The organism is Massilia sp. X63 (genome assembly GCF_041023745.1).
Taxonomy (GTDB): domain Bacteria; phylum Pseudomonadota; class Gammaproteobacteria; order Burkholderiales; family Burkholderiaceae_D; genus Telluria.
Window position 1 is genome coordinate 253,782 of sequence record NZ_JBFTEF010000007.1, and the last position, 12,625, is coordinate 266,406.

The window sequence follows — 12,625 nt, forward strand, 5'->3', positions numbered from 1 at the left end:
TGACAGCGGATGCCTTGCAAGTTCGGGGGGCCGACGCCACCTAGGGGTCATGCCAAAGCGCCGGCCCGAACCAATCGATGTCGATCCTGCTCCCGATGCGCACTGCCCCTTGTGCGGCCGCGTGCTCGGGACGGCGAATATCGACCGCCACCACCTGATCCCGAAGACCTTCAAGGGGAAGGAACAATTCCCCATCCATAAGATCTGCCACCGCAAGATCCACTCGGCCTTCACCGAGCGCGAACTGCTGCAGGCCTATCACACCTGGGACGCGCTGCGCGCGCACGAGGACATCCGCGCCTTCATCGACTGGGTGGCGAAGAAACCGCCCGACTTCTACACGCGCACCCATACCTCGAACAAGAAGAAGTTCCGCTGAACCCGGCTGCATGTTCTCCACCATCAGTATATAATTTCATATACTGAAACCAAGGAAGCGGCCATCACATGGAATTTCCCACATCCGTCGACCTGGGCCGGCTGGAGGCGGCCGCGGGCGAAGCCAGCCAGCTGCTCAAGGCATTGTCCAACCGCGACCGCCTGCTGCTGCTATGCCAGATGACGCAGGGCGAACTGTCGGTCGGCATGCTGGAAGAACGCACCGGCATCCGCCAGCCTACCCTGTCGCAGCAGCTGACCGTGTTGCGCGAGGAAGGCCTGGTCACGACCCGGCGCGCCGGCAAGCAGGTCTTCTATACCGTCGCCAGCGCCAAGGCGCTCGCACTGCTGCAGCTCCTGTATACGCTCTACTGCCCAAGCGAGCTCGAAACGGCCGACCAGGCCTGACCTGGCCGGCCACGAGCGCGCTTTTGCTTGACAAGGCAGGGCGCAGCGGATTTCATGCAAGGCAAGTTCAACACAGGCTGACCCATGGATTTCGACACCTACCTGCGCCACGACGCCACCTCCCTCGCCGCCCTCGTCGCCCGTGGCGAAGCCACGCCGCACCAACTGCTCGACCTGGCGCTGGCCCGCCAGGCCCAGGTGCATGGCCGGGTCAACGCCGTGGTCCGGCTGATGGAAGAGGAAGCGCGGCGCCAGTTGCAAGGGCCGCTGCGCGGCCCCTTCGCCGGCGTGCCCTTCCTGCTCAAGGACACCCTGCAGGACTACGCCGGCCTGCCGACCACGAATGCCAGCCGCGTCATGCGTCACCATGTGCCGACCCGGCATGCCGCCGTGGTGCGGCGCTACCTGGATGCCGGCCTGGTCGTCTTCGGCAAGACCAACCTGCCGGAATTCGCGCTCAAGGGCGTGACCGACCCCGAGCTGTTCGGCCGCACCAATAACCCCTGGAACCTGGCGCACACGCCGGGCGGCTCGAGCGGCGGCGCGGCCGCTGCGGTGGCAGCCGGCATCGTGCCGATGGCGGCCGGGAACGACGGCGGCGGCTCGATCCGCATCCCGGCCGCCTGCTGCGGCCTGTTCGGCCTGCGGCCTTCGCGCGGACGGGTCTCCGCCGGCCCGGACGTGGGCGAAGTCTGGTTCGGCGCCTCGAGCGAAGGCGTGCTGTCGCGCAGCGTGCGCGATTCCGCGCTGGCGCTCGACGTGCTGCAGGGCGCCGAGCCGGGCGACCCGTTCATCGTCGCCCCGCCCGCCGCGCCCTATGCCGATCTGATGCGGCACGACCCGGGCCGGCTGCGCATCGGCTTCACCAGCGCGTCGCCGCTCGGCACCGAGGTGCATCCGGAAGCGGTGGCGGCGGTGCGGCACGCGGCGCAGCTGCTGCGCAGCCTCGGGCACGAGGTGGAAGAAGCGGCGCCCGAGATCGACGGCGCGGCGCTGGCCACCAGTTACCTGCACGTCTATTTCGGCCAGGTGCCGGCGCTGGTGGCCCGCATGCGAGCCGCGGGCGCCGGCGGCGGCGAGCCGGAACTGATGACGCGCCTCCTGGTGACGCTGGGCAGCGCGATCAAGGCGCCGGCGCTCACCACCCAGCTGGCGCAGTGGAACAGCTTCGCGCGCGCGCTGGGACGCTTCCACCAGCGCTACGACATGCTGCTCACGCCCACGCTGGCGCACCCGCCGGTACGGCACGGCGCAGGCGACCTGCCGCCTGCCCAGCAGGCCGCGCTGGGCTTCCTGCAGCGCACCGGCATGCTCGGCCTGCTGGCGCGCCTCGGGCTGCTCGACAGCACGGTAGAAAAGATCGCACAGGACAACCTGCGCTACGTGCCCTTCACGCAGCTGTCGAACCTGACCGGGACGCCGTCGATGTCGGTGCCGCTGCACTGGACCGCCGACGGCTTGCCGCTGGGCGTGCAGTTCGTGGCGCCGTTCGGGCGGGAAGACCGGCTGCTGCAGCTGGCGCATCAGCTGGAAGAGGCGCAGCCGTGGTTTGATCGCTTGCCGGGGATGACGCAGGAAGATGCCGCGGCGGGCGGCCGAGCCGGAGTCGCCACTGCTTGACCAGCCCACGCTCCATACCACCGTCGGCCCGGCGCAGGCCATGCGTTGTGTGATGGCATCCGCGCAGCGCCAAACACGATGCGAGGGCATCGGGTTCCGGCCTGCGCCGGAACGACGCTTTGAAGGGCGACGGCAATTCATGCACGCGCCCCGCCTTCCGACGCCAACAACAAAAAGGGCCGCATTCGCATGCGGCCCTTCGTATTCTGGCTCCCCGACCTGGACTCGAACCAGGGACCTGCGGATTAACAGTCCGTCGCTCTACCGACTGAGCTATCAGGGAAAGGAGGCCGCATTATAGCGACCCGTTCCGGATTTGACCAGTGCTTTGCAAAAACATCTCAGCGGCGGCAGGGCGCGGGGGCCTTTGCTATAGTCGCAGCTTTCTTTCACCACCCTGCCTCATCCCATGACGACCCCACGCCTCTTCGGTACCCCACTCTCCCCTTCCGCCACCAAGGTCATGCTGCTCGGCTCCGGGGAGCTCGGCAAGGAGGTGATCATCGCCCTGCAGCGCCTGGGCGTGGAGACCATCGCCGTCGACCGCTATCCCAATGCACCCGGCCACCAGGTCGCGCACCGCGCGCACGTGATCGACATGACCGACGGTGACGCCCTGTCGGCCCTGATCGCGCTGGAGAAGCCCGACCTGGTGGTGCCGGAGATCGAAGCCATCGCCACCGAGACCCTGTTCGCGCTCGAGCAGGCCGGCCGGATCACCTGCATTCCGACCGCGCGCGCCGCGATGCTGACCATGAACCGCGAAGGCATCCGCCGCCTGGCCGCCGAGGAACTCGGCCTGCCGACCTCGCCCTACCGCTTCGCCAGCAGCCTGGAAGAACTGGAAGGGGCCTGCGCCCAGGTCGGCTTCCCCTGCGTGGTCAAGCCGGTGATGTCCTCGTCCGGCAAGGGCCAGTCGAAGCTCGACAGCGCGGCGGACGTCGTACCAGCATGGGAGCATGCGGCCAACGGCAGCCGCGTCGACGCCGGCCGCGTGATCGCGGAAGGCTTCATCGACTTCGACTACGAGATCACCCTGCTCACGGTGCGCTCGCTGGGCGCCGACGGCCAGGTGGAAACCGGCTTCTGCGAGCCGATCGGCCACAAGCAGGTACGGGGCGACTACGTGGAATCGTGGCAGCCGCACCCGATGAGCCCGGTGGCGCTGGAACGCGCACGCGACATCGCGGCCAAAGTCACGGCCAATCTCGGCGGCTGCGGCGTGTTCGGCGTCGAACTGTTCGTCAAGGGCGACATGGTGTGGTTCTCGGAAGTGAGCCCGCGCCCGCACGATACCGGCATGGTGACCATGGCCAGCCAGGTGCAGAGCGAGTTCGAGCTGCACGCCCGGGCCGTGCTGGGCCTGCCGACCGACGTGTCGCTGCGCGCGCCCGGCGCGTCCGCCGTCATCTATGGCCAGCATGAGGCTGCCGGTATCGCCTTCGAGGGCGTGGCCGATGCGCTGCGCGTGCCGGGCGCCGACCTGCGCCTGTTCGGCAAGCCGGAATCGTTCGCGCGCCGCCGCATGGGCGTGGCGCTGGCGACCGCAAGCGACGTCGAGACGGCGCGCCAGCGGGCGTTGGAAGCGGCGGCGCGCGTGAAGCCGGTCATCCGCTGAGGGCATTGCAGGCAGAGCGCCGCCGGACTGCGCATCGATACGCCCGGCGCCGCTCCGGCTGCCGGGCAGTTCGACAAAAACAAAAAGGGCCGCATTCGCATGCGGCCCTTCGTATTCTGGCTCCCCGACCTGGACTCGAACCAGGGACCTGCGGATTAACAGTCCGTCGCTCTACCGACTGAGCTATCAGGGAAAAGAGGCCACATTATAGCAGCGCTTTTCGATTTCGCGAAGTCCCGGCCTAGCGAAAGGCAAGATTTCCTAGATCCGCAGGCGGCCGACCAGTTTCGTCAACGCCTCCAGCACCAGTTGCGGCTCCGACATCTGCGGGAAATGCGCGCTTTTCGTCGCCACCACGCGCTGGCCCAGCGGCGACAGCCGCGCCAGCGCCAGCTGGTTGCGCTCGCGCTCGCGCCGCGCTTCTCCGGAGACGATCCAGCGCGGCAGGCGCTTGCCGCCCGAGACCACGGTGACCGGAATCGGCGGGAAGGCCGGCGCCTCGGCGATCTCCTCCACCGTCTCGGCCTCGTTGCTGACCTCGTCGTTCGGGTCGGGCGGCGAGACGCGGTCCAGCAGGCCGGCCATGGCGCGCTGCAGCGGCGAGCGATAGCGCTTCATGTTGAGCACGTCGTCGGGCGCGGTCGCCTCGAGGAACAGCACGCCGCAAGTCTCTTCGGGATAGACGCGCGCGAACAGGTTGGCATGCAGGCCGGCGAAGGAATGGGCGACCAGCAGGAAAGGCGGCCTGGCGCCGATCTCGCGCAGCAGCGCCCGCAACTGCAGGATCACGGTGGTCGCCATCTGCGGCTCGCGCGGCCGTCCGCTGCCGCCCACCCCGGGCCGGTCGTAGGTGACGACCGTGCCCAGCTTCTCGATCTCGGGAAACAGCCGGTGCCATCCTTCCAGCGGACTGCCGGAACCGCCCAGCATGACGATGGTCGGCGCGCCCTGGCCCGACATCGAAAAACGGAGCACCTGTCCGGCGACGGCAATTCTCTTGCTCGATGGAAGATGCTTCACTTGTAGAGTCCTGAAGTGATGAGTGTTGCCAGCGTACCCCGTAGGCATGACTTCGTGCAATACCCACAGTCACCGTTGCGCAAAAACAAAAAGACCACATCTTGCGATGTGGCCTTTCAGAATTCTGGCTCCCCGACCTGGACTCGAACCAGGGACCTGCGGATTAACAGTCCGTCGCTCTACCGACTGAGCTATCAGGGAATTGATGACAGCATTATATGTTTGCGGTGACAGTGTGTCAAATTCGACGCTGTCGCGCAGCCAATTTTGCTGCTCTCCGGAATGATCGCTACATCTCGTCAGTTCCGAAGAGCCGCGATTTTAAAGAACTTTCGCCACGGCGTCAACGACGCGCTCGAGATTGGTGGAATTCAGGGCGGCGACGCAGATGCGGCCGGTGTCCACCGCGTAGATCGACTGTTCGCGCAGCTTGCCCACCTGCTCTTTGCTCAGGCCCGAGTACGAGAACATGCCGACCTGCTCGCGCACGAATTCGAAGTCGTGGCCCGGGGCTTTTTCTTTCAGCTTCTCGACCATGAGGTTACGCATCTCCTTGATGCGCACGCGCATGCCGGCCAGCTCTTCTTCCCACAGCTGGCGCAGTTCCGGGGTCGACAGCACCATCGCGACCACCTTGGCCGTATGGGTCGGCGGGTTCGAGTAGTTGGTGCGGATGACGCGCTTGAGCTGCGACAGCACGCGCGCGGCTTCCTCGCTACTCGTGGCCACGATCGACAGCGCGCCGGCGCGCTCGCCATACAGCGAGAAGGATTTCGAGAACGAGTTCGACACCAGCAGCGGAATGCCCTTGTCGGCGAAGCGGCGCACCACGGCGCCGTCTTCCGCGATGCCGGCGCCGAAGCCCTGGTAGGCCATGTCGAGGAAGGGCACCAGGCCATTCGCCACCACGGCCTCGATCACCTGGCCCCACTGCTCTTGCGTGAGGTCGGCGCCGGTCGGGTTGTGGCAGCAGGCGTGCAGCACCACGATCGAAGCGCGCGGCATGGCCTTGAGCGCAGCCAGCATGCCGTCGAAGTTCACGCCATGGGTGGCCGGGTCGTAATAGGTGTAGTTGTGGACGGCGAAGCCGGCGCTCTCGAACAGGGCGCGGTGGTTTTCCCAGCTCGGATCGCTGATGTAGACGTCGGAACCAGGTGCGAAACGCTTGAGGAAATCGGCGCCCAGCTTGAGCGCGCCGGTGCCGCCCAGGGCCTGCACGGTGATCGCGCGCTTCTCTTGAATTACGGCGCTGTCGGCCCCAAATACCAGCTCTTGCACGGCCTTGTCGTATGCCGCCAGTCCTTCGATCGGCAGGTAGGTACGCGGCGCCGGCTGCTCCATCAGCTTCGCTTCCGCTTTTTGCACGCACTGCAGCAAAGGCACCTTGCCATTGTCGTCATAGTAGACGCCGACACCCAGGTTGATCTTGGCCGGATTGGTGTCGGCGTTGAACGCTTCGGTAATGCCCAGGATCGGGTCGCGGGGCGCCATGTCGATGGCGCCGAAGAGGCTGGCGGAGGCTGTAGAAGTCATCGTGATAAACTGGGTAACTGAGTGAGTTTGTCGGTGGGTTCGCAGCAATTGAAGAGAACGGCACTGCTTGTCTAGTCATGCTGCAGTGCCGCAAGCGGATCCCCATTCTAGCAAAGGTCTCAAAGTATGGCAGATTTATCCATCGCAAATGCTCCCGAACCTGCTCCGGACGCGACAGTCATCACCTACCCCGGTTCGCCCTTCAAGCTGCACCAGCCCTTCCCGCCGGCCGGTGACCAGCCGACCGCGATCGCCGGCCTGATTGAAGGCATCAACGACGGCCTGATGTACCAGACCCTGCTCGGGGTGACCGGTTCCGGCAAGACCTACACCATGGCCAACGTGATCGCGCAGGCGGGACGGCCGGCCATCGTGTTCGCGCCCAACAAGACCCTGGCGGCCCAGCTGTATGCGGAGTTCCGCGAATTCTTCCCGCAGAACGCGGTCGAGTATTTCGTCTCGTACTACGATTACTACCAGCCGGAAGCCTATGTGCCGCAGCGCGACCTGTTCATCGAAAAGGACTCGTCGATCAACGAGCACATCGAGCAGATGCGCCTGTCGTGCACCAAGTCGCTGATGGAGCGGCGCGACGTGGTCATCGTCGCCACCGTGTCGGCAATCTACGGTATCGGTAATCCGAACGAATACCACAAGATGATCCTGACGCTGCGCCACAAGGACAAGGTGGCGCAGCGCGACATCATCGCGCGCCTGATCCAGATGCAGTACACCCGCAACGAGATGGATTTCTCGCGCGGCTCCTTCCGCGTGCGCGGCGACACCATCGACATCTTCCCGGCCGAGCACGCCGAGCTGGCGATCCGCGTCGAGATGTTCGACGACGAGATCGAATCGCTGCAGCTGTTCGACCCGCTCACGGGGCGCGTGCGCCAGAAGATCCCGCGCTTCACGGTGTATCCGGGCTCGCATTACGTGACGCCGCGCTCCACCGTGCTGCGCGCGGTGGAATCGATCAAGGCCGAGCTGCGCGACCGCCTCGAGTACTTCCGCAACGAGAACAAGCTGATCGAGGAGCAGCGCCTCGAGCAGCGCACCCGTTTCGACCTCGAGATGCTGGCCGAGATCGGTTTCACCAAGGGCATCGAGAACTATTCGCGCCACCTGTCCGGCTCGATGCCGGGCGAACCGCCGCCGACCCTGATCGACTACCTGCCGAAGGACGCGCTGATGTTCATGGACGAGTCGCACGTGATGATCGGCCAGCTCAACGCGATGTACAACGGCGACCGTTCGCGCAAGGTCAACCTGGTCGACTATGGCTTCCGCCTGCCTTCGGCGCTGGACAACCGGCCGCTGAAGTTCCAGGAATTCGAAGGCAAGATGCGCCAGACTGTGTTCGTCTCGGCCACGCCGGCCGAGTACGAAAAGCAAAAGGCCGACAACGTGGTCGAGCAGGTGGTGCGCCCCACCGGCCTGGTCGACCCGAAGGTCATCGTCAAGCCGGCGCGTTCGCAGGTCGACGACCTGATGAGCGAGATCACCGACCGCATCGCCAAGGACGAGCGCGTGCTGGTGACCACGCTCACCAAGCGCATGGCCGAGCAGCTCACCGAATACCTGAGCGACCACGGCATCAAGGTGCGCTACCTGCACAGCGACATCGAGACCGTGGAGCGCGTGGAGATCCTGCGCGACCTGCGCCTGGGCACCTTCGACGTGGTGGTCGGCATCAACCTGCTGCGCGAAGGCCTGGACTTGCCGGAGGTGTCGCTGGTGGCGGTGCTGGACGCCGACAAGGAAGGCTTCCTGCGTTCCGAACGCTCGCTGATCCAGACCATCGGCCGCGCGGCGCGTAACCTGAACGGCGTGGCGATCCTGTACGCCGACCAGATGACCGATTCGATGAAGAAGGCGATCGACGAGACCGAACGCCGCCGCGCCAAGCAGATCGCCTTCAACGAGGCGCACGGCATCACGCCGAAGGGCGTGAACAAGAAGATCAAGGACATGATCGACGGCGTCTACAGCAACGCCGCGCAACGGGCGATGGGCGAAGGCCTGGTCGAAGAGGCGGCCACGGCCAAGGTCGAGGCCATGAGCGAGAAGCAGATCAGCAAGGAGATCAAGCGCCTCGAGAAGCTCATGGTCGACCACGCCAAGAACCTGGAATTCGAAAAGGCGGCCCAGGTGCGCGACCAGCTGCACGTGCTCAAGCAGCAGGCCTTCGGGGCGCCGGGGGCGGACAACGTGGTGTCGATGCTGGGCAAGTAAGCAGCCCAATCGGCCGCATCCAACCGTTCCCGCTTGCCGGGAACGGTTTTTTTTCGGCTCAGCCCTTGTGCGGCTGCGCAGGCCCTTCGGCCAGTTCCGGATAGGCCGCCTCGATGGCCTTCACAATCGCCGCGGCTTGCTCGTCATAGGCGGCGTAGCGCTCGAACAGCTGCTTGGGCGCAATCATCTGCGTCAGCATCCGCTTGCCCTTGGGCGAGGTGAACACCCGGAAGTGCTCAGGCAGCTCATCGCTGTTCAATTCGCTGTCCTGGTAGGCGCGCAGCTTGTTCTGGCGCCCCGCCCAGCCGCTTTCCGAAGAACGGATTTCCGACAGCGTGGCCTGGTACAGGGCAAAGATCGCATCGAGCAGCTTCGCGTCTTCGATATAGGCCATTTTCCCGCTGGAGCGGAAGCCTTCGTAACGGCTGATCAAGGGCCTGAAGAAGTTGTTGGCGTCGGAAAACTGCACCGCCTGTTCGAACGCCGGTCCTTGCGGCATCCGCTGTGGATCCAGGGCCGCCAGGTAGGTGAAATTCGCGTTGAATGCGCGGTAGGACTCGGTGATGTTACGCACCGCCTCGATGTCGGATTTCAGGTCGGTGCGCAGTCCGGTCAGGAAGGCGCGCACTTCCTGCTGCTGGTGATGGTGCTCGCTCAGGCCGTGCAGCCAGATGCTGAGGCTGACGGCGAACACGATCGTGAAGAACTCGATCGCGATTTCACGCAGTTTGTGGGAAAGCGTGTGCTCCTTGCTGCCAGCCAGGCGAATGATCTTCTGGCCGTGCTTGATTACCTCTTGATCTGCCATTCCGGGTGCGCCCATCCAATGAAATGAGCGCGACTATACCCGAGCCTTGGGAAAATAGAAATATTTTGCCCCTGTCCCGGGCCCGATTACCCGGGGCGCTTGAACATCCATGGGTCGAGCCTGTACAAGCGCGCGATGCTGAGCTTCACGTCCGCATGCGCCGAGTGGTCCGGTCGGCTTCCGGAGAGGACTGCGCACGGATGGGTACGGCAAGCTCAGGCTGGGATTCAGGCGCCGCGGCCGCGCACCTCGGCCAGGATGCGCAGCAGTTCCGACAGGTCGGCCGGCTTGACCAGGTGGCGGTCGAAACCGGCCGCACTCGCGCGCTCGCGGTCTTCGCTCTGGCCGTAGCCGGTGAGCGCGATCAGGAGCGCCCCCCGGGTCTCGGACGAGGCGCGCAGGCGGCGCGCCAGTTCGTGGCCGTCCATGTCGGGCAGGCCGATATCGAGCAGCATGACTTCGGGCCGCTCGCGCAAGGCGCGGGCCAGGCCGCTGGTGCCGTCGAACTCCACGCTCACCACATGGCCATGCGCTTCCAGCAGGGTGGCGAGCATCTGGGCCGCGTCCGCGTTGTCGTCGACCACCAGCACCCGCACCGGCCCTTCCTGGGCCTGCGCTTGCGCGGGCGGCGATGCCTGCGCCGGCGCCGGCTGCAGCAGCGGCAGGCGGATCGTGAACTCGCTGCCCTGGTTGGCCCCTTCGCTGAAGGCCGCCACCCGCCCGCCATGCAGCGCGACCAGGCTTTTCACCAGCGCCAGGCCGATGCCCAGGCCGCCCTGCGAGCGGTCGGGCGTGCGCTCGGCCTGGGTGAACAGGTCGAAGATGTAGGGCAGCACCTGCGGGTCGATGCCCTGCCCGTTGTCGGACACGGCGACCACCGCTTCGCCGTTCGCCTCGCGCACGCGCACGGCGATGTGGCCGCCGGATGGGGTGTACTTGGCGGCGTTGTTCAGGATGTTGGACACCACCTGCACCAGGCGGGTGCGGTCGCCCGACACGTGCAGCGCCTGCGGCGGCAGTTCCAGCGTGAGCGCATGCCGTTTCATGTCCAGCAGCGGACGCACCTGCTCGACCGCGCCACCGACGATGGCGGCGACGTCCAGCTCTTCCTTCTCGATCTCGGCCAGGCCGCGCGTCACGCGCGAGACGTCCAGCAGGTCGTTTACCAGGTCGGTCATGTGCTCGGCCTGGCGCACGATGATCTCGCTGGCGTGGCGTGCGCGCTCGGGGTCGAGCGAGCCGCGCTGGAGCAGCTGGGCCGCGGTCGTGATCGGCGCCAGCGGATTGCGCAGCTCGTGCGCCAGCATCGCCAGGAACTGGTCCTTCTGGCGGTTGGCGGCGCGCAGGTCGTCTTCCACGCGCTTGCGCAGCGTGACGTCGCTGCCCTCCACGAAGATGCCTTCCACTTCTCCCTTCGGGCCGCGGATCGGCTGGTACACGAAGTCGACGAAGCGCTCTTCCAGCGCGCCGCTGGCGTCGCGCTGGACCCGCACCGGCACCGCATGGCCGACGAAGGGCTGGCCCGAGTGGTAGACCTGGTCGAGCAGCTCGAAGAAGCCCTGCCCGGCCACTTCGGGAAGCGCCTCGCGCGCCGGCTTGCCGATCAGCTCGCGGCGCCCGATCAGCTGCAGGTAGGACTCGTTGGTGATCTCGAAGACGTGATCGGGGCCGCGCAGCACGGCCAGGATGCCGGGCGCCTGCTCGAACAGCGTCATCAGGCGCTGGTTCTCCTGCTCGCGGTAGCGCTCGGCCAGCACCTCGCCGGTCATCTCGACGCAGGCGCAGAACATGCCGGCCACGGTGCCGTCCTCGTCGCGCACCGGCGAATACGAGAAGCGGAACCAGGTGTCCTCGTCATAGCCGAAGCGGTTCATGCGCAGCGGCAGCCGGTCCATGTAGGTGGCCTCGCCCTTGAGCGCGCGCACGATCAGCGGATGGATGTCGTCCCAGATCTCGCGCCAGATGTCGTGGAAACGGCGGCCCAGCGCCGCCGGGTGCTTCTCGCCCAGGATGATGGCGTAGGAGTCGTTGTACAGGAAGCCCAGCTCCGGGCCCCAGGCCGCGAACATCGGGAACTTCGAGTTGAGCATCAGGCCCACCGCGGTGCGCAGGGCCTGGGGCCAGTTGCGTGGATGGCCGAGCGGCGACGCCGACCAGTCGTGTGCCCGCATCATGGCCCCCATCTGCCCGCCCCCGCTCAGGAAGGGCAGCCATTCGGATGGGGTGTCGTATTCCGGTTTCATGCGTTCATGCGTTCATGCCGGCGGCGGATGCCGCGCTGATCTTATCAGACGAAGTGTGCCAGAAAGATGCAGCTTGCCCCCGCACGCCTGCCATCACAGGGTCTTCACGAATTCGCGGATGCCGCCCAGCAGCATCTCGACCGACATGGCCGTCAGAATCAAGCCCATCAGGCGCTCGAAGGCGGTCATCACCTGCGGCCCCAGCTTCTGCTGCAGGCGCTCGGCGCTCAGGAACACCGCCAGCCAGACCACGCCGACGGCGGCCAGCGCGGCCACGTGGACCATGGTTTCGGCCAGGCTGCCCGAGCTGAACAGCAGCACCGTGGCCAGCGCCGAGGGGCCGGCCAGCGCGGGAATTGCCAGCGGCACGATGAAGGGCTCGCCGCCTTCGCTGCGGCCGAGCACGCCGTCCGGATGCGGGAAGATCATGCGGATCGCGATGATCAAGAGGATCACCGCGCCGCCGATGCGCAGCGCGACCGGCGACAGGTGCAGGGCCTCCAGGAAGTGCTGGCCGAAGAACATGAACACCAGCAGCAGCAGGAAGGCGATCGCGCACTCGCGCACCACAATGCGGCCGCGGCGCTGCACCGGCACGTCCTTCAGGGCCGCCGCGAACAGGGGAACGTTGCCGAACGGGTCAGTGACGAGGATCAGGAGGATGAAGGTCTGGAAGAAGCTTTGGGTCATCGAGTTCTGCTTGTTATTGTGAATGATGCGCGCATGGCCGTCACGCATCTTAACAGAGTAATACGTTGGAGA

At 66.0% G+C, this 12,625-nt stretch carries 10 protein-coding genes and 3 tRNA genes; 5 read left to right on the plus strand and 8 right to left on the minus strand.

The genetic code is table 11. From position 1 onward, the window contains the following. Positions 1-49: 49 nt before the first annotated feature. From AB3347_RS16110 to AB3347_RS16120, 3 genes are all read left to right on the plus strand, one after another. Positions 50-379: a hypothetical protein gene (locus AB3347_RS16110; protein WP_369092808.1), complete on the plus strand. Its 330-nt coding sequence runs from the start codon at positions 50-52 to the stop codon at positions 377-379. Positions 380-447: 68 nt separating this feature from the next. Then, complete coding sequence (locus AB3347_RS16115) at positions 448-786, plus strand: ArsR/SmtB family transcription factor (RefSeq protein WP_369092809.1); 339 nt, start codon at positions 448-450, stop codon at positions 784-786. Between the two features lie 84 nt (positions 787-870). Beyond that, complete coding sequence (locus AB3347_RS16120; RefSeq protein WP_369092810.1) at positions 871-2,406, plus strand: amidase; 1,536 nt, start codon at positions 871-873, stop codon at positions 2,404-2,406. A 207-nt stretch (positions 2,407-2,613) separates the two neighbouring features. Here the strand turns inward: AB3347_RS16120 and AB3347_RS16125 are convergent. Further along, a tRNA-Asn gene (locus AB3347_RS16125) sits at positions 2,614-2,689 on the minus strand. A 126-nt stretch (positions 2,690-2,815) separates the two neighbouring features. Between AB3347_RS16125 and purT the strand changes: the two genes are divergently transcribed. Then, positions 2,816-4,024, plus strand: coding sequence for a formate-dependent phosphoribosylglycinamide formyltransferase (gene purT / locus AB3347_RS16130; protein ID WP_369092811.1), 1,209 nt, complete (start codon positions 2,816-2,818; stop codon positions 4,022-4,024). Between the two features lie 117 nt (positions 4,025-4,141). Here the strand turns inward: purT and AB3347_RS16135 are convergent. From AB3347_RS16135 to AB3347_RS16150, 4 genes are all read right to left on the minus strand, one after another. Next, a tRNA-Asn gene (locus tag AB3347_RS16135) sits at positions 4,142-4,217 on the minus strand. 68 nt (positions 4,218-4,285) lie between these two features. Continuing rightward, a complete protein-coding gene (locus AB3347_RS16140; protein ID WP_369092812.1) occupies positions 4,286-5,044 on the minus strand; it encodes an alpha/beta fold hydrolase in 759 nt (252 codons plus the stop codon). A 125-nt stretch (positions 5,045-5,169) separates the two neighbouring features. After that, positions 5,170-5,245: transfer RNA gene (locus AB3347_RS16145), tRNA-Asn, on the minus strand. 120 nt (positions 5,246-5,365) lie between these two features. Continuing rightward, on the minus strand, positions 5,366-6,577 hold the full coding sequence (locus AB3347_RS16150; protein WP_369092813.1) for an aromatic amino acid transaminase: 1,212 nt from the start codon (positions 6,575-6,577) through the stop codon (positions 5,366-5,368). Between the two features lie 126 nt (positions 6,578-6,703). Between AB3347_RS16150 and uvrB the strand changes: the two genes are divergently transcribed. Further along, on the plus strand, positions 6,704-8,812 hold the full coding sequence (uvrB, locus tag AB3347_RS16155) for an excinuclease ABC subunit UvrB (protein WP_369092814.1): 2,109 nt from the start codon (positions 6,704-6,706) through the stop codon (positions 8,810-8,812). A gap of 58 nt (positions 8,813-8,870) precedes the next feature. Here the strand turns inward: uvrB and AB3347_RS16160 are convergent, their stop codons facing one another. The 3 genes from AB3347_RS16160 to AB3347_RS16170 form a co-directional block, all read right to left on the minus strand. After that, entirely contained in the window at positions 8,871-9,620 is a 750-nt protein-coding gene (locus AB3347_RS16160; RefSeq protein WP_369092815.1) for a hypothetical protein, read from the minus strand. 227 nt (positions 9,621-9,847) lie between these two features. Next, the gene (locus AB3347_RS16165; protein ID WP_369092816.1) at positions 9,848-11,863 is read right to left on the minus strand and encodes an ATP-binding protein; all 2,016 of its coding nucleotides are present in this window, start codon (positions 11,861-11,863) and stop codon (positions 9,848-9,850) included. A 93-nt stretch (positions 11,864-11,956) separates the two neighbouring features. Further along, a complete protein-coding gene (locus AB3347_RS16170) occupies positions 11,957-12,553 on the minus strand; it encodes a MarC family protein (RefSeq protein ID WP_369092817.1) in 597 nt (198 codons plus the stop codon). Positions 12,554-12,625 lie beyond the last annotated feature (72 nt).